16 protein-coding genes and 1 tRNA gene are annotated in these 17812 nt (G+C 41.7%); 7 read left to right on the forward strand and 10 right to left on the reverse strand.

The window, feature by feature from the left end:
- Positions 1-941 precede the first annotated feature (941 nt).
- Positions 942-2807, forward strand: a complete 1866-nt coding sequence (locus A7985_RS00005) for a S8 family serine peptidase (RefSeq protein ID WP_065788413.1) — start codon at positions 942-944, stop codon at positions 2805-2807.
- A 37-nt stretch (positions 2808-2844) separates the two neighbouring features.
- On the opposite strand, the gene A7985_RS00010 is transcribed toward A7985_RS00005, so the two are convergent.
- Positions 2845-4035 (reverse strand): class I SAM-dependent methyltransferase, encoded by a 1191-nt coding sequence (locus A7985_RS00010; RefSeq protein WP_065788414.1) that lies wholly within the window; start codon positions 4033-4035, stop codon positions 2845-2847.
- Between the two features lie 95 nt (positions 4036-4130).
- On the opposite strand from A7985_RS00010, the gene A7985_RS00015 reads away from it, so the two are divergent.
- Entirely contained in the window at positions 4131-4760 is a 630-nt protein-coding gene (locus A7985_RS00015) for an HD domain-containing protein (protein ID WP_247684939.1), read from the forward strand.
- A 15-nt stretch (positions 4761-4775) separates the two neighbouring features.
- Here A7985_RS00015 and A7985_RS00020 read toward each other — a convergent pair whose 3' ends face one another.
- A complete protein-coding gene (locus tag A7985_RS00020; protein WP_065788416.1) occupies positions 4776-5756 on the reverse strand; it encodes an ion channel in 981 nt (326 codons plus the stop codon).
- A gap of 79 nt (positions 5757-5835) precedes the next feature.
- On the opposite strand from A7985_RS00020, the gene A7985_RS00025 reads away from it, so the two are divergent.
- Positions 5836-6504 carry a M48 family metallopeptidase gene (locus A7985_RS00025; protein WP_065788417.1) on the forward strand — a complete coding sequence of 223 codons (669 nt, stop codon included), beginning with the start codon at positions 5836-5838 and terminating at the stop codon, positions 6502-6504.
- A gap of 38 nt (positions 6505-6542) precedes the next feature.
- Here the strand turns inward: A7985_RS00025 and A7985_RS00030 are convergent.
- Positions 6543-6627, reverse strand: a tRNA-Tyr gene (locus A7985_RS00030).
- Positions 6628-6739: 112 nt separating this feature from the next.
- Between A7985_RS00030 and A7985_RS00035 the strand changes: the two genes are divergently transcribed.
- Positions 6740-7261: a VC2046/SO_2500 family protein gene (locus A7985_RS00035; protein ID WP_065788418.1), complete on the forward strand. Its 522-nt coding sequence runs from the start codon at positions 6740-6742 to the stop codon at positions 7259-7261.
- A 95-nt stretch (positions 7262-7356) separates the two neighbouring features.
- On the opposite strand, the gene A7985_RS00040 is transcribed toward A7985_RS00035, so the two are convergent.
- The 3 genes from A7985_RS00040 to A7985_RS00050 form a co-directional block, all read right to left on the reverse strand.
- Positions 7357-7812 (reverse strand): YchJ family protein, encoded by a 456-nt coding sequence (locus A7985_RS00040; RefSeq protein ID WP_065788419.1) that lies wholly within the window; start codon positions 7810-7812, stop codon positions 7357-7359.
- A gap of 14 nt (positions 7813-7826) precedes the next feature.
- Positions 7827-8252 carry a SulA-like leucine-rich domain-containing protein gene (locus A7985_RS00045; protein ID WP_065788420.1) on the reverse strand — a complete coding sequence of 142 codons (426 nt, stop codon included), beginning with the start codon at positions 8250-8252 and terminating at the stop codon, positions 7827-7829.
- Positions 8253-8374: 122 nt separating this feature from the next.
- Complete coding sequence (locus A7985_RS00050) at positions 8375-8824, reverse strand: sel1 repeat family protein (protein WP_065788421.1); 450 nt, start codon at positions 8822-8824, stop codon at positions 8375-8377.
- Positions 8825-8942: 118 nt separating this feature from the next.
- On the opposite strand from A7985_RS00050, the gene A7985_RS00055 reads away from it, so the two are divergent.
- Positions 8943-10232 (forward strand): NCS2 family permease, encoded by a 1290-nt coding sequence (locus A7985_RS00055; RefSeq protein WP_065789974.1) that lies wholly within the window; start codon positions 8943-8945, stop codon positions 10230-10232.
- Here A7985_RS00055 and A7985_RS00060 read toward each other — a convergent pair whose 3' ends face one another.
- The gene (locus A7985_RS00060; RefSeq protein WP_063372924.1) at positions 10233-10994 is read right to left on the reverse strand and encodes a hypothetical protein; all 762 of its coding nucleotides are present in this window, start codon (positions 10992-10994) and stop codon (positions 10233-10235) included.
- A gap of 286 nt (positions 10995-11280) precedes the next feature.
- On the opposite strand from A7985_RS00060, the gene cysB reads away from it, so the two are divergent.
- Entirely contained in the window at positions 11281-12258 is a 978-nt protein-coding gene (gene cysB, locus A7985_RS00065; RefSeq protein WP_065788422.1) for an HTH-type transcriptional regulator CysB, read from the forward strand.
- 45 nt (positions 12259-12303) lie between these two features.
- Here the strand turns inward: cysB and A7985_RS00070 are convergent, their stop codons facing one another.
- The 3 genes from A7985_RS00070 to pabB all read right to left on the reverse strand — a co-directional run bounded on the left by A7985_RS00070 (position 12304) and on the right by pabB (position 15681).
- Complete coding sequence (locus A7985_RS00070; protein ID WP_065788423.1) at positions 12304-13680, reverse strand: L-serine ammonia-lyase; 1377 nt, start codon at positions 13678-13680, stop codon at positions 12304-12306.
- Between the two features lie 100 nt (positions 13681-13780).
- Positions 13781-14338, reverse strand: coding sequence for an NUDIX hydrolase (locus tag A7985_RS00075; protein ID WP_065788424.1), 558 nt, complete (start codon positions 14336-14338; stop codon positions 13781-13783).
- Positions 14335-15681 (reverse strand): aminodeoxychorismate synthase component I, encoded by a 1347-nt coding sequence (gene pabB, locus A7985_RS00080; RefSeq protein WP_065788425.1) that lies wholly within the window; start codon positions 15679-15681, stop codon positions 14335-14337. The genes A7985_RS00075 and pabB overlap by 4 nt, the downstream gene beginning before the upstream one ends.
- A gap of 237 nt (positions 15682-15918) precedes the next feature.
- Between pabB and A7985_RS00085 the strand changes: the two genes are divergently transcribed.
- Positions 15919-17445, forward strand: a complete 1527-nt coding sequence (locus A7985_RS00085) for a fumarate hydratase (protein WP_065788426.1) — start codon at positions 15919-15921, stop codon at positions 17443-17445.
- The last annotated feature ends 367 nt before the right edge of the window (positions 17446-17812 follow it).

Below are 17812 nucleotides of genomic sequence, written 5' to 3' on the forward strand. Positions count from 1 at the left end.
CCTTGCGCAAAGCAAACGTATTCGCTGCGCTCATTATCGTTAATCCTTTGCACTACATTGCGCAAAGGAAACGCGCTCACTGCGTTCGCTGTCGCTAACCCTTTGCACTTAATTCATCCCTGAAGCTGGGTCCCATTGCGCATCCATGCGCTCACTTCCTCATGCTGCGAAACTTCGTTTCGGTCATTCGTCACCCTTGCGAAAAAAGAAGCGTGCTCACTGCGTTTGTGGTGCTAAATCGTGCTTTAGTGCGACTTTAGCGCAAGGTGAAGCAAGTAACTTTCACTGGCATTGATATGGACTCTAAGTATCATTTAAAGTCGTTCATAATTGGAACTTGTTGGGTCATGACTCCCTCACCGCTTGTTAAAATGTCTTATTTCACCTTGCGCAAAGCAAACGTATTCGCTGCGCTCATTATCGTTAATCCTTTACACTACACTTGCGCAAAGGAAACGCACTCACTGCGTTCGCTGTCGCTAACCTTTTACACCATACTTGCGAAACTTTGTTTCGGTCATTCTTCACCCTTGGCTGCATTAATTCAGGTTTATGATTCACGATCATGAAATAAAGTCACGATTTCATATATTGAAAAAATTAAATTTTCAGCTTACTTATGCCTATTTGCACTATTGCTGAATTTTTCAAAGTAGTAAATTCAATCGGGCTTACTTTTTGAATAAAAATAAATATCTGAAAAATATACTTAAAGTTTCAAATATTACGGATTAGAAAAAATCTATCTCAAAATAATGACTCAACTTGAATTATGTTTGTTTAAGGATTGAAATTAATGAATAAAACTTTCTATTGTAAATTTTTGCTTACAAAATAACGTGAATTAGGTTAAATATAAGTTAAATTTGTTGTGTATTAATCCTACAATTGCGCTACATTTTGATTGGAAATTAACCAAATGACATAATAAAGGAACAAGTATGCGTAAATTAAACACACTCGCTTTTGCGGTATTGGCAGGCATGTCAGGTAGCTGTTTAGCTCAAGCTCAAATGATGTCGGTTGACCAAAGTAAAGCGATTGAAGATCAATACATCGTAGTATTCAAAACACCTGCAGTAATAAATGCGGCAAGTAGTGCAGCGATATCTAGTTATGCGACTAGTCAAGCACAAGCACTTACGACGCAGCACAATGTGCAAGTTACTAAAAGCTTCAACGGTGTTTTAAATGGTGTAGTAGTAAATGCTTCTAAACAAAAAGTACAAGAATTGCTTAGCAATCCTAGCATCGACTACATTGAGCAAGACCAGATCGTCACCATTACGCCTATGGTAGATGCAAGTGCAGACCAAGGAAATGCAATTTGGGGCTTGGATAGGGTAGATCAAAGAGACTTACCTTTAAATAGCAACTATCACTATGATTATGACGGCTCAGGCGTAACTGCATACGTTATCGATACAGGCGTACGTATCTCGCACGCTGAGTTTGGTGGTCGTGCAAGCCACGGTTATGACTTTGTTGACAACGATGCAGATTCAAGTGACTGTAACGGTCATGGTACTCACGTAGCGGGTACTATCGGTGGCGGTGCATATGGTGTTGCTAAGAATGTAAACGTAGTTGGTGTTCGCGTGCTGGGCTGTACAGGTTCTGGTTCATATTCTGGTGTTATCTCAGGGATTAACTGGGTTAAAGATAATGCGTCAGGCCCATCTGTTGCAAATATGAGTTTAGGTGGTGGTGTTTCTCAGGCAGTGGATGATGCGGTAAACACAGCTGTTGCATCGGGTGTTACCTTCGTTGTCGCTGCGGGTAACGACAACAGTAACGCGTGTAACTATTCACCAGCAAGAGCAGCGGATGCAGTAACCGTGGGCTCAACGACCAGCTCAGATGCGCGTTCAAGTTTCTCAAACTACGGTAACTGTCTTGATATTTATGCGCCAGGCTCAAGCATTAAGTCAGCTTGGTACAACTCAGACTCTGCAACCAATACCATTAGTGGTACTTCAATGGCTGCACCTCATGTTGCCGGGGTTGTTGCATTGTATCTAGACGAAAACCCAAGTTTGACACCGAGTCAAATTGACGCGCTATTGAGCTCACGTAGTTCGAAAGATAAAGTAAGCGACGCTAAATCAGGCTCTCCTAACGAGTTAGTATTCTCATTAGCGGATAGCACGCCTCCTCCTCCACCACCAACAGTGCCTGAATTAGATGACGGTGTTGCAGTGGGTGCAAGTGGTGCGTCTGGCAGCGAAACACACTACCTATTTAAAGTACCGGCTGGTAAAGACACACTCACTGTTACTTTGTCGGGTGGTACGGGTGACGCTGATCTATACGTACAGCTAGGTCAGAAGGCAACTCAAAGCAGCTATACTTGTCGCCCATATAAAAATGGTAACGATGAAGTATGTACTATCAACAACCCTGCAGCGGGTGATTGGTACATTATGCTACATGGCTACTCTGCATACTCTGGCGCTAGCTTAGTGGCAGCAACGTCAACTGGTAATGGTGGCTGTGGAGCGAATTGCCTTGAAAATGGTGTACCTGTAACTGGTTTATCTGGCGCATCAGGCAGTGAAGTCGCATACACAATTGATGTACCAGCAAACTCAACGCTCAGTGTTGAGATCTCAGGTGGTACAGGTGATGCAGACTTATATGTAAGAAAAGGCCAAGCACCAACAACTTCTACATATGATTGTAGACCATACCGCAACGGTAACAGTGAAACTTGCTCGCTCACTAATAACGGTGGTGCAGCGACTTACCACATCATGTTACGTGGTTACAATAATTACTCTGGCGTAACGCTAAAAGGTAGCTACTAAGAGATAGCTAAAAGGGAGCTTAGGCTCCCTTTTTGTGTTAGTAGACTTTACAAATTAACCCTTTGAGGTAAAACCCTTCCGGATAAAAGCCTGCAATAGGATGATCTGGAGCTTGGTTTAACCGCTCCATAATGACCAAGTCACGTTTCGCATCCAGTGCGGCATCCGCGACGACTTTTTGAAACAAATTTTGGTCCATCAACCCAGAGCATGAGAAGGTCAATAGCGTCCCTCCTGACTTGAGCAGCTGCATCGCCAGCATGTTTATATCTTTATAGCCTCGACATGCACCAGTTAATTGCGCTTTGCTCTCTGCAAACTTAGGGGGATCCATGACTATGGTGTCAAATTGCTTGCCTTGCTCTCTATATTCTCTAAGTAGTTTAAAAACATCTTTTTTTACAAAGTCTACTTTACTCAAATCAAGGTTGTTGTGTTCAACATTTCTTTTTGCAGTATCTAAGGCAGGTTGAGATACATCTACATTTGTTACCTCTTCACAGCCACCTCTTAGGGCATACAGGCTGAATGTACCTGTGTAGCAAAAGCAGTTTAAAACACTTTTTCCTTTAGAAAAGCGCTCCAGAGCCGCTCTACTATCACGCTGATCGAGATAAAACCCAGTTTTGTGGCCGTTGATGATATCGACCTCTAATTTCAAGCCATTTTCTTCAATTAAAACAGCTTCTTTTGGTGCGTCGCCATGTAGCGGGCCTGTTATTTTTTCCAGTCCCTCTTTTTTTCGTACATCAACGTCTGAGCGTTCGTATACAGCACAATCTGGAAATAGTTCTCTTAAAGCGGCAACTATTTCGCCTTTATGCCTTTCTGCTCCGGCACTTAAAAGTTGACACACAAGATAATCGTCAAACTTATCAATTGTGATGCCTGGTAAGCCATCTGACTCCGCTGCACTTAATCTGAAGCCAGTTAGGCCACCTTCCTCGATCACGTATTCTCTGACCTGTAATGCACGGCTGAGTCTGCGTTTAAAGAAACTCTGATCTATTTGCTCTGATTCATCAAATGTCCAAATTCTGGCTCTAATTTGAGAACTTGGGCTATATGCTGCGGTAGCTAAATATTGCCCATCATGACTGTAGACTTTTACAATATCTCCAAGTCCTGGTTTACCTTTGATCTTTTTTATTGCTTTGGAGAATATCCAAGGGTGTTTTCTTTTAAGAGATTTTTCTCGGCCGGGTTGTAAATACAGCGCGCAAGACATATAAATTCCTTACTAAGTAGAATCCTGTCATTTTAGTGAAGGGGGTTCCAACATACAATGTGAAGGATAAGGTTTAATTAAAAATGATTGTAAATATGAATGACTTTGAGCAAGTATTTAAGGAATTTATGCTTGGAACTCCTTTTGCTGATACGGCACATGACCTTTCTCACGTACAAAGAGTTGTCAAGACAGCTAAACAATTGGCTGTTGAAGAAGGTGCAGATTTAGATATTGTAGTACCAGCTGCGTGGCTCCATGATTGTGTGGCGGTTGCGAAAAACCACCCAGACAGAGCAAAGGCTTCAAAGCTTGCCGCCGATAAAGCTGAACGTTTCTTGATTGAAATAGGGTATCCACAGGAAAAGCTGGAGGGAATACATCATGCAATTGTTGCCCACAGCTTTAGTGCAAATGTGCCACCGACAACGTTAGAGGCCCAAATAGTACAAGATGCAGACAGAATGGATGCATTGGGAGCAATCGGCGTAAGTCGTTGTATGAAAGTTGGCGGCGCAATTGCTAGGCATCTATACCACACAGGAGATCCGTTTTGTGCCGATAGAGAGCCGGATGATAAAAATTATACGCTTGATCACTTCTTCATTAAGCTGATGCATATCGAATCTCAAATGCATACAAAAGCCGCCAAAAAAGAAGCACAACGCCGCACGGCGTTTATGCAGCAATTCCTTGATGAATTAGCGCGTGAAATTGAAGAGTAAAGGGCGGCACGTTTTTTAGCGTGTCATTCGCTTTACAAACACAACGACGAACAGTGCCAAGGAAAAGCTGCCAATAAAGGCTTCTATCGTGGCTATGAGGCGAGTTATCCCCACAGGGGTTATATCGCCATAACCCAACGTTGTAAATGTTACAACGCTGAAGTAGAAACAATTGAACATAGCATGAAGGTTATCTTCAAATGTGGCAGATGTGTCGATACGAATAGTTTCATCATTGTAATTGATGCCAAGGACAAAGTAGCAAAGTGCACACAGTAAAATCATTCCTAAACTAAATCGAATGACATTTTCTGGTTTTTCACCATAACCACACAGCATATCGATAAAGCTTGATACCATGCGTTTTTTAGAATATTTGGGGTACTGCGCATGGCGCATGCGTAATTCACTGTATGTGTATTTACCGGCCATTTCAAACAGACCTTGCTGTTCGGCGCCTTTTCTCAGCAATCTATATATTTCTTCGCTTTGTAAATATAAATCTTGCGCTTCTTCGTAATTTTTTTGTTTTGTTGCTTCAATGGCTTGGTTTTCTTGCAGGAGTTTGTCGCCTAACACTAAGTTGTCAATTCTTGTGGCATTCAGTTTGACACCTAAAATGTTTGTGTTTTCAAGTTTACAGCAGTGCAAGTTTGCATCACGTAAATCAGCTTTCATTAAAGACGCATTTTTTATTGTACTGTTGAATAGGTGTGCGCCATGCAGATTTGCGCGATAGAAGTTACTATAAGATAAGTCATAACCATTGTGATCATTAAATTTAACCAGATTTAGACCTTCCAAGTTCGCTCTTTTTAATTCTAACCCTTGTAACAAGCCTCCTTTTTTAGCATATCGCTCGAGTTTTTGTGATAATTCCAAACCACTTTTATCAAACTTTGCATCATGCCAAAAACAATACCCAGAACCCATATCGATTTCTTGGCAACTGTGACCATCAGGTGAGATATACTGGCACTTTGGTTTGTTGTTCATGGCAACTTATTTTTTCTCATGGTAATTATAAAGGTAGCAGCAAATCTCAGATTTAAACGAAAAAAACAGCAAATTTTCTATGGAATTCAATTATCAACTTAAACTAAGTAAACGCAGAAAGACTGTGGCTATCAAAGTGCGATCATCAGGAGTAAGTGTCTATGCGCCGCATAATATTTGTAAATCTTGGTTGTCTGGTTGGGTTAGTTCAAAGCAAGAATGGGTTTTAGAGAAGCAAAAGTCATTAAATGAGCAGCAACCCGACACTTTGTGGTCTGTGAACAAAATACTGGTGTTTGGACATGAGTATGGTTTGGTCAATGGTGCTTCTAAAAGTGAAATCGATCATGATAGCCGAAAGGTGTATTTGGTCTCTGATTGGCAAGAAGATAAACAAGCCGCCATTTTTGAAGTAAAACAATTATTCAAAAAGGGACTAAGTGAGTACTTACAATCTGCATTACCACAATACAAGGATTTAATGAAATCTGAATACAAGTCACTAAAAATTAGATTTTATAAAAGAAGGTGGGGGAGTTTGTCGTCCGCTGGTGTTATTGCTTTTAATTGCGCGCTATTGGGAGCTCCTAAATGGGTTATCAACTATGTAATTGTACATGAACTTGCACATTATCATGTGATGGCACACAACACTGCATTTTGGACTATTGTTTCGCGATTTGATCAAAACCACGTAGAAGCCAAGAAATATCTAAAAGAATATGGAAGAACAATCACCGATTGGTAATTAAAGTTGAAATAATTTCGAAGTAAGATAAGAAAGAGTGGTGGAGGGAGCTGGATTCGAACCAGCGAAGGCTGAGCCGTCAGATTTACAGTCTGATCCCTTTGGCCGCTCGGGAACCCCTCCTCAACAACGGCGCTGATAATATCAAAGTTTTTGTCGATGTAAAGAAATGTCCTAAAGTTTTTTTAAAAAATGCCGATAAATTTTCAGACTTTGAATTTTTTGGCGAAAATCCATGCAGATAGAACAATTGTTACTCAAGGAGGCACAGTTAGGCATTGCCCTAAATTTAAGTGTGCACGAATCGCGACGAGGAGACTTCGCGTTGCTACTGAGTGCGTTGTCTCAAGATGCGTTAGATTTTAGTCAATTTGACTTTCCTCGCTCCGCAGTTGACGAGCAAGATAAGTCAGAAGACGCGCTAAAAAAGGAGTTGCAAATTGGGCCTAAGAAGCCACTTGCACCTGCAGAATATGACTTTCTAATTGGTCAATACAATCGTTATTTCGTAAAAGATGGTGGTTTAGAAGACATTAAGTTGAATGAATGTTTAGATCCTGAACCGCTTCATATCCGAGATAACAAATTGCATGTACCGCTTTCAGTGGTTGAAAACTTAGAGCCAGCTGTTAGGGCTAAGCTAATTAAACAGCAAAACCCAGAAATAAAACTCCAAGAGCGGGGAATGGACGCCGCAGGATTTTATGATCAGTTGGCTAGCGGCGAAATGCAATCTCAATTACGAGTAGCGGTATAGCAAGGTAATTCTACTTGAAACACAAAGGGTGTGCCTGTGCTTCAGTATAATAATAAACATCAATGACTGAAGGGTATCTTCATAAATAGCAGATATTAGCCATGGCACTTTTTAAACTTTTTCCCACTTAAGCACGGACAAGGATCGTTTCGGCTTACTTTTTTCCCTTCACAAGGAAATAAGTTACCGTCGAGATAAACCCATTTCCCATCCTCTTTAATAAATCGAGAACGTTCGTGAAGTACTTCTAGTTGTTGGCCATCTAGATAAGAGGCTTTAAATTCAACGTACTGGAAGTTTTGGTCTTGACCTGTGTTGATGACGTCTAAATGAACAAACTCGACTTGATTAGCAAATAGGAGTATATCTTCAACGGTATGTTCAAGGCGTTTTTCCGCAGCATAGGTGTTGACTATATACTCGCCATTTTTCGCACAATATGCGCTATACCTCGAGCGCATCAACTGCTCGGCATTTTCTGGCTTGCTCTTTCCAGTAATAATAAGATTACAGCATTGTTCGAAAGGCAGAGCTTGACCACAAAAACACATATAAAACCTAATAATTAATGTGCGACCTCTGACATTGGTAGTTTACAAACTTCTTTAAAACAAAACAGGGTTGTTTCCGAGTTGTTTAGACTTCGCTGTTGCATTTGTCGGGTTGACAATATCCCCGGCCATGTTATTACAGCTGCAAAGTTACCATTATGCAGGGCGCAATCTAAAGTATGCTCTAAGTTTATCAGATCTTTGAGCTTTAAAACCAGCAGCTTGTTTATGTCAATGTCACAGTCATCTAGCATAGACTTACTGATAGTGTGGTTGGGTGCTATCAATAATGTCCAACCAGCTTTAGAATTGCAAAAACCCAATATTTTCATAAGTTCTAAGCTGGTGGTAGCTTCATCATATGTATTTACAATATTAAAGTTAGCCTGAGTTGGTAGGCTTGATGCACGTGCTTTTAATATGGTCGAAGTATGTAACATAATTTTAATACTGATTGTTTATACAGTATATATACAGTATTTCATACAGCGCTTTTGATCAAGGTTACATGTGATGTTTTTTTAATCTTTTTTTTGATGCTTATTCCTAATTTAGGTTAACCTTATGTTTTAAAATGATTTAGCTGATGGATTTGCTCATATAATGTTGCCGCATAGCACTGCGCATCTAAATAGCGCTTTGTAGTTAAATGAGGTCTAACTTCTTTTAAAGTACTTTCTGCTGCCATATTCCCTTGGCTTTGAGCGAGACTAAGCCAAGCGACACCATGAAATACACTTTTAGGTACGCCTTGCCCTTTTATGAAAAGAAGTCCTAGATAGAATTGCGCTTTATTATCCCCAGACATAGCTGCTAGTCTCATCCATTTAGCAGCCAAAGGATATTGTTTTTCCTTTATGTAGTAGAGGCCCTTTTTATATGCTTGTTCGGGTTCTTGCCCCTTTGGCCATTGGTGCTTTGGATCTGGCTCTTGAGTTACAAATTCGAGCACATTTAACAGCTGTTGCTCTAAGTCACCACTGTAAGCCTTTGTAGATTGACTGTTTTTCATACTCACTTCACTTATTACAACCTAGCCTACAGTGTAGCTGATTTTTGCTTTATTTGTCCGATAAAGAGAACGATTTATGGTAAAATTGCGGCCCCGTTTCTATTTAAAATACAAAGACATGCTAGAAAGACTTTTTTCGCTCAAGGCACTTCAAACCGATGCAAAGACTGAGGTAGTGGCCGGCCTGACTACGTTTATTACGATGGTTTACATTGTGTTTGTTAACCCAGCAATGCTTGCTCAAGCAGGCATTGACCATGGTGCAGCTTTTGTCGCTACTTGTTTAGCGGCCGCGATAGGGTGCTTCATTATGGGCTTCTGGGCCAACTATCCACTGGCGCTGGCACCCGGTATGGGTCTCAATGCATTTTTTACTTACGGTGTTGTGCTTGGAATGGGGCACAGTTGGCAGACTGCATTAGGGGCTGTATTTTTATCCGGTTGCTTATTTTTACTATTAAGTATTTTTAAAATAAGAGAATGGGTTATTCAAGCAATCCCTGTGGTATTGAAGCGAGCAATCGCGACTGGCATAGGTGCTTTTTTAGCTTTAATTGCTCTGAAGAACTCTGAAATTATCGTTTCTAGCCCGGCTACCTTCGTTCAACTGGGTGACATCACAAGTCCAGGCCCTTTGCTCGCTATTTTTAGTTTATTTGTTATTACAGCACTGATGTATAGAGAGTTTAAAAGCGGCGTACTTATTAGTATTTTGCTCGTTACTCTAATTGCTTGGGGTGCAGGTCTTGTTGAGTATTCTGGTATTGTTTCCGTACCACCTAGTATTGCACCCACATTTGGACAGTTAGACATAGCTGGCGCGCTGGAAGTAACTATGCTCAGCGTTGTGTTCGCATTTTTATTTGTAGATCTATTTGATACAAGTGGCACTCTGGTAGCGGTGACTCAAAAAGCAGGAATTGCAGATGAAAAAGGGAATATGCCCCGCTTAGGACGAGCGCTATCAGCGGACAGCACGGCTACAGTAGCAGGTTCGTTTTTAGGCACATCCACAACGACTTCTTACATCGAATCTGTATCAGGCGTTTCCGTTGGCGGTAGGACGGGTCTCACAGCTGTGGTTGTGGGTGTTTGCTTTCTTCTAATGATGTTTTTTGCCCCACTGGCGCAAATGGTACCAGCTTACGCTACAGCCGGTGCGATTCTTTACGTTGCGGTTTTGATGCTACAAAACTTAAAATTAGTTAACTGGGATGATATGACCGATGCAATTCCTGTAAGCGTGGTGCTGTTAATGACGCCCCTTACCTTTTCGATTGCACACGGTATTGCTCTTGGGTTTATCGCATACACAGCGGTCAAGTTAGCTTGTAATAGGAAAGTTGAAATTTCTATCAGTGTTTGGGTATTAACTATTTTGTTTACGCTAAAGTTTGCTTTTAGCTGATCACCACTTCTTTTTTGGTGCGAAAAGGACGTCTAGGTCGTCCTTTTCTTTTTCTGCTTTTTTCTTAACCGCAGATGCGTTAGATGCTTTTAACTCTACGCTAATTTCGTTCAAATACCCTTCAAGTTGATTTTTCTTTTCAGTGACGTATTCATCACTGTAGGTTACAGCCATGATTGTGGCGTATGCCTTTTCAAAGTATTGGCGTGCAGATCCAACCATATTGGCTGTCTTAGCAGAAAGGCCCCGTTTAATTTGGCTTTCAACGTTGATTCTTAACTGAATCTTTTCAAGACGTCGGTCTTCTTTTACGAAAACTTGAGTATCGACTTTACCCTTGCTGTGCTCTGAACGCAGTAAGTGTCTTACCTTTTTAATGCCTTGGACTAGGGCGATTAACTGTTTGTCGTTGTCAGGAAGAGATACATTGTCGCTGTCATTCAGTTTACCTGGATCTGAATTCATACGCTCTTGAGATTCGTGTAAGCGGTTTTTTAGCTCTCTTGATGTTGGTGAGAGCTCTACCATTGTCGCAAGGGCGTCGTGAATACGCTTTTGGATGATTCGAAGCATATCCCCAGACATAGGAATGTTTGAGCTGTTAAGCAACACATCCTCAGACTCTTCGATGATCCGTTTTTGCTTTGACAGCTCTTTGCGTCTCTCTGCTTCTTGTTTCTCTTTATGTTGTTGAATAGCACTAACCCACACTGCAATTACAACTAAAGCAACAATCAATAATATTATTATGGAAACAAACATACCCGAATCTCTACGTAAACTACCCAAGGCGATATTTTTTATCTTACATCAAATAATTGTATATTGGATAGTTTTAATAACAAGGTGTATGTAAATGATTTTGAATACACCATTTTTCAGTATAGACGTATCTAATACAGATTTCTTATATGATTGCGCAAATGTTACAATTACTATCAGCTACTCGATAAATATGCTAGCCTAGGAATGGATCCGACTCGGCGCTCTGCGTTAACCCGTAAACCAAGTCGCTTATTAGATAACAACTAAAAAAATAAACAATGTTATGAAATTACAACAGTTGAAATACATCGTTGAAGTACTGAATCATAATTTGAATGTGTCTGCTACCGCTGAGAGTCTTTATACATCTCAACCAGGCATTTCAAAGCAAGTGCGTATGCTAGAAGACGAATTGGGTGTGCAAATTTTTGGTCGAAGTGGTAAACACTTAACGCACGTTACCAGTGCGGGCAACGAGATCATCAACATCGCGCGTGAAATATTGTCAAAAGTTGAAGGCATTAAAGCGGTTGCCAATGAGCATACACTGCCAGATCAAGGCAAACTCAATATAGCAACGACTCATACTCAAGCTCGATACGCGCTACCGCCTGTCATACAGGGGTTTATGCAGAAATACCCCGCTGTCTCTTTGCATATGCATCAAGGTACACCTCAGCAAATTTCTGACGCAGCCGCACGCGGTGATGCTGATTTTGCGATTGCGACTGAGGCACTTCACTTGTACGGTGATTTGATTATGTTGCCTTGTTACCACTGGAATCGCAGTATTGTGGTGACCAAAGATCACCCGCTTGCCCAATTGGGTAAAAATATCACGGTTCAAGATGTCGCTAAGTACTCTTTGATTACGTATGTATTTGGTTTTACTGGCAGATCAGAGTTGGATAAAGCATTTAACGCACATGGCTTGGAACCGCATATTGTGTTTACCGCGACAGATGCTGACGTGATTAAAACGTATGTGCGTCTTGGCTTAGGAGTCGGTGTTTTAGCTACAATGGCCGTAGATGAAGTTGCGGATAAAGACTTAGTCTGTATCGATGCAAGCCATTTGTTTGAAGCGAGTACAACCAAGATTGGATTCAGAAAGGGCAGTTTCTTAAGAGGCTATATGTATGATTTCATAGAGCGCTTTGCACCACATTTGACTAAAGATGTGGTAGAAAAAGCCAGCTTGATGCGAAACCAAGACGATGTCGATGCATTATTCTCTAATGTAACATTGCCAATAAAATAAAGCCGCAAAGTGCGGCTTTATTTTTCTCAATGCAGATGCAAAGATCTAACACTCGATAATGTTTACCGCGAGGCCGCCACGAGCGGTTTCTTTGTATTTGGTCTTCATGTCATTACCGGTATCAAGCATCGTCTTGATAACTTTATCTAGAGATACTTTTTGATCCCCCGTTCCACGAAGCGCCAATCGAGAGGCGTTAATTGCTTTTACAGCACCCATTGCGTTTCTTTCAATACAAGGCACTTGTACTAATCCGCCAACAGGGTCGCATGTTAGGCCTAGATTATGCTCCATGCCAATTTCAGCAGCATTTTCTACATGCACAACATTTCCGCCCATGATTTCTGTCAGTGCGCCTGCCGCCATCGAACACGCGACACCTACTTCACCTTGGCAGCCTACTTCCGCACCAGAAATAGACGCGTTCTTCTTGTAAAGAATGCCAATTGCAGCAGCTGTCAATAGGTATCGGGTAGCAATTTCGATGTCTACTTCTTTGATAAACGTATGATAATACATCAAAACTGAAGGAAGGATCCCTGCCGCACCATTCGTGGGTGCTGTGACTACACGGCCGCCAGCGGCATTTTCTTCGTTGACTGCAAGTGCAAATAAATCGACCCAATCCATAGCACGTAAGGGATCATTACTATTTTCAACATTAAGCTTCAAATAAAGGCTTGGTGCACGTCTTTTTACTTTTAACCCACCTGGTAAAATACCTTCAGTGCGCATACCGCGTTCAATACATGCTTTCATCACCTCCCAAATTTTGAAAAGCTCTTGCTTAATATCACTTTCGGAGCGAAGGGTTTTTTCATTGGCCATCATCAATGCAGAGACACTCAAGCCAGTCTCTTTACAAATAGACAATAGCTCTTCTGCTGTATCAAACAAATATGGTGCAGGGTTTTGCTCACGTACATCCAAAGCGGCTTGTTTTTCAGCTTCAAAATCTTCATCTGTGACAATAAAACCACCGCCAATAGAATAGTAAATTTGGCTATGTAGCAGCTCATCACCTTTATAGGCTTGTATTTCCATCGCGTTAGAGTGTTTAGGTAGTGTCTTACGGCGGTGAAATACAACAGCACCCTGTTTAGGGAAATCTGCTTTATGCTGTTGATCAAGATAAATAACTTGCTCTTGTTCAATTTTTTCTAGAATTTGTGGAACAAGATCAGCATCAATTGTTTCTGGGTCGTAACCTGCTAGTCCCAGAATAACCGCTTTTCCTGAGCCATGACCTATACCAGTTTGACCCAGTGAACCAAAAAGCTCTACTTTAACCGCAGTAACGTCGTCAATTAATTTACTTTCTTGTAGATCTTTGACGAACAGACGCGAAGCGCGCATCGGTCCGACGGTATGGGACGATGAAGGTCCAATACCGATACTGAACATATCAAATGCACTAATCATAAATTTTACTCATCATTGCCTCTGAACGGGCGCACATAATAACGTTAATTATTGCAGAAGTAACCCGTTATCGGATGGAAAATATCGTTTTGCGAGAGGATTAAATTAGAGAGTTGGTAAATTTCGTTATAATGCTGGCGGTTGCGCCCCATAAAAGTCCATGAGGTGTCATGAAACCTTTGATGCTTATGACTTTCCCACGAAAGTGAGTAGTGTAACTTTGCCAGTGTTCAGGGATCATTAAATCGCGTATTGGGAGTGTAAAAACATGGTCTACTTCACTGCTTGTACGTGCCCATGTTGCACTGTTTTCAATTTTTGCAAGAATCGGGGTAATATGAAATCCGCTCAAGGAGCTATGCGTTGCAAGCTGTCCCAGCGGTGTGACAAATTCTCTCGCTAAGCTGATTTCTTCAAAGGTTTCTCGTAGAGCAGCATCTTGCACAGAGGAATCATGTGCTTCGATTTTGCCACCAGGAAAGCAAATTTGACTCGGATGTGCTCTGAGATTGGCGTTGCGCTTACACAACAGCATGTGAGTTTGACCATCAAACTCTATTAGCGGCACAAGCACAGCACTTTTCACCCCCGTCAATTGAGAAGGTGGGTGTGCGCTTTTAGAAAGCGTATATTTGCTGATTATGTGCTCGAGTTTCATTTCAGTACAGGTAGTATCTTATTTACCTTATGATAAGTTTCTTGATACTCGGCGTCTACCTGAGAATCGGCAACAATGCCTCCTCCGGCCCAGCAGTAAATTGTTTTTTCAGCACAGACTAGGGTGCGGATAGTGATTGAGGTATCCATATCACCACATGCACTTAGGTAGCCCATAGAGCCGCAATAAGCACTGCGTCGGTGAGGCTCAAGTTCTTCTATTATTTCCATTGCCCTAATTTTGGGGGCACCCGTAATAGAGCCACCAGGAAAGGCGGCCTCTAGCTGGTCGACGGCATTTTTACCATCAGCCAGTTCACTGGTCACCGTGCTTACAAGATGATGAACTGCTGGGAAGCTTTCTATCTCAAATAGCTTTGGCACGTTAACAGTACCAGCCTTGGCAACTTTACCAAGATCATTTCTCAAAAGGTCAACAATCATGACATTTTCAGCTCTGTCTTTACTTGAGTTTTGCAAAGTTTTAGCTTGTGCCAAATCTGCTATGGGGTCTGAAAGTCGAGGTAAGGTGCCTTTGATTGGTTTCGTTTCCACATGGCTTGCTTTGACAGAGATGAACCGCTCTGGAGAAACAGAAACAATCGCGGTGTCTTCGCCAAGATTATAAAATGCGGCGAATGGGGATTTATTGTGTGCCCTTAACTTTTTGTAGGCTTGCCAAGGGGAGCCATCAAAGCGAGCACTAAAACGCTGGGCTAAGTTTATTTGGTAACAGTCGCCACTCAAAAGGTACTGGTGAATTTTATCAAACTTTGTTTGATATTGCTGCATAGTCATGTTTGACTGCCAGTCATCCAACAGCTTAAAAGGCTTGGGGTTAGAGGGGGCGCACTGAAGGGTCGCCAAATACTCATCTAGTCTATTAATGCCCGACTGAGATACGTAATACCATTTTTCCTTTTTATTATCGAAGATAAGGGCATCTAAATACAGGCCAACAGTCATATCTGGCAGTGAGATATCCCTTGTCGCTGATTCAGGCAACTTTTCAATGTATCGTCCTAAATCGTATCCGAAGTAACCTAACCAACCACCAACAAATGGCAAGTCTGCGACACGCTCTGGGCAGAGCTCTGACAGCTTTTGTTTGAGGATTGCGAAGACACTATGTTCCTGCCTCAAGCCATCAAGGTAGGCTTGTCCTGATTTTGCCTCAAGAATATGAGCTGGCTTAAAGCTAATTATGTCGTAATGACTATTTTCGTGTATTGCATCACTAGAATCTAACAATATTGCGTATTTGTGTAGCGCAAATTGTTCGAAAACTTCCACTGTAGAGAGAGAAATGTCAACCGCAATGCATTTATTCTGTGCATTTATCATTTACTTGCCCCTGAAAACTAGCCCGAAACGGGCGAGGAGGTTATCATAATTAGATATGAATCTATAGAGTAGAGAAGTGATAACTAATAACCACAATCTGAGCAAGGTTGTTGATAGCAAACGTGGGGCATGTAGTCGGTTTGATGATCAACATTAATTTCTCTGTGGCTAGTACGCTTTTCTACTTACCAAGTACAGGCCATTTAGTAACCCTAAATGGCAAATAAAGGAACCGTCATGAGCATTATCCGTCAGCAAGATTTTATTGATAGCATTGAAGATGCACTGCAATACATTTCTTTTTATCACCCGCTAGATTTTGTACAAGCTTTAGAAAAAGCGTATAACAATGAACAGAGCAAAGCTGCAAAAGACGCAATAGCGCAGATTTTGATTAACTCACGCATGTCAGCTGAAGGCAAGCGTCCACTGTGTCAAGATACGGGTATCGTTACATGCTTCGTAAAAGTTGGTATGGATGTTAAGTGGGACAAAACAGACTTAACCGTCCAGCAAATGGTGGATGAAGGTACACGTCGCGCTTACACTAACCCTGATAATCCATTACGCGCTTCAATAGTCGCTGACCCAGCTGGCAGCCGTAAAAATACTAAAGACAACACGCCGTCTGTTGTACACGTGGACTTAGTACCAGGTGCAGAAGTTGAAGTTATGATCGCAGCTAAGGGTGGTGGCTCAGAAAACAAAACTAAAATGGCGATGCTGAACCCGTCTGATGACGTTGCGGCATGGGTTGAAAAAACGCTACCAACTATGGGGGCAGGTTGGTGTCCGCCGGGTATGATTGGTATCGGTATTGGTGGCACAGCAGAGAAAGCTGCAGTATTGGCAAAAGAATCACTGATGGACCCTGTGGATATTCATGATCTACAAGAGCGTGGTGCTGAGACGGCTGAAGAAAAGCTACGTTTAGACATTTTCGAAAGGGCGAACAAACTGGGTATTGGTGCGCAGGGCCTTGGCGGGCTTACAACTGTTGTTGACGTTAAAATTAAAACCGCACCTACGCACGCAGCTTCAAAACCAGTCGTTATGATCCCTAACTGTGCGGCAACGCGTCATGTTCACTTCACGTTAGATGGTTCAGGCCCAGCAGACCTCAAAGCGCCAAAGCTTGAAGATTGGCCTGAAGTAACTTGGGAAGTTGGTGAAGATACACGCCGTGTTAACCTTGATAGATTGACCAAAGAAGATATCCAAGATTGGAAGATGGGCGAAACAGTGTTGCTGTCTGGTAAGATATTAACTGGCCGTGACGCTGCACATAAACGTCTTCAAGAAATGATCAATTCTGGTCAAGGGTTACCCGAGGGCGTTGATTTTACGAATAAGTTTATATACTACGTTGGACCAGTTGACGCTGTTGGGGACGAAGTTGTAGGCCCAGCTGGACCGACGACATCGACTCGCATGGATAAATTTACTGATCTGATGTTAGAAAAGACGGGCTTAGTTGGCATGATCGGAAAGGCTGAGCGTGGTCCTGCAACCGTTGAATCAATCAAACAGAACAAAGCAGTCTACCTAATGGCTGTCGGTGGGGCTGCCTACTTAGTTGCAAAGGCGATTAAGAAATCTCGTGTTGTCGCATTTGAAGACTTGGGGATGGAAGCAATCTACGAGTTTGAAGTAGAGGATATGCCAGTAACTGTTGCGGTAGACAGTGAAGGTGCCAATGCACATACTCAAGGTCCTGCAATCTGGAAAGCAAAAATTGAAGAACTTGATAGTAAGTTAAAATAAACTTGCTACGCAAAGAAGGTGGTCTTTACCACCTTCTTAAATAAAGCGATGTTCTTCGACTGCTCCCCGACCTCTCAATTGCCATTTTACCATCGCAGAGTGCTCACTCTCAGCAAGCCAAAAATTACCGAATACCGTAACTTGTCACCTTTCCACTGTTTACTATTTAATACACGAACGGGGAATTCGCGTAAAAGTTGTTAACAGTTTAATTTGAATCTAATACGTGTAAATTTATACTTACAGGGAGCTATTGCTTTACGTTTACGTAAACAGAAGCTTTAAATTTTAAGGGTAATTCTAATTAAATATGTTTTTTTAATGGGGTTTTGTGGATACCTTATCTTTATATTTAATTTATTTTGGA

The organism is Pseudoalteromonas luteoviolacea (assembly GCF_001696455.1).
In the GTDB taxonomy this organism is placed as follows: Bacteria; Pseudomonadota; Gammaproteobacteria; order Enterobacterales; family Alteromonadaceae; genus Pseudoalteromonas; species Pseudoalteromonas luteoviolacea_C.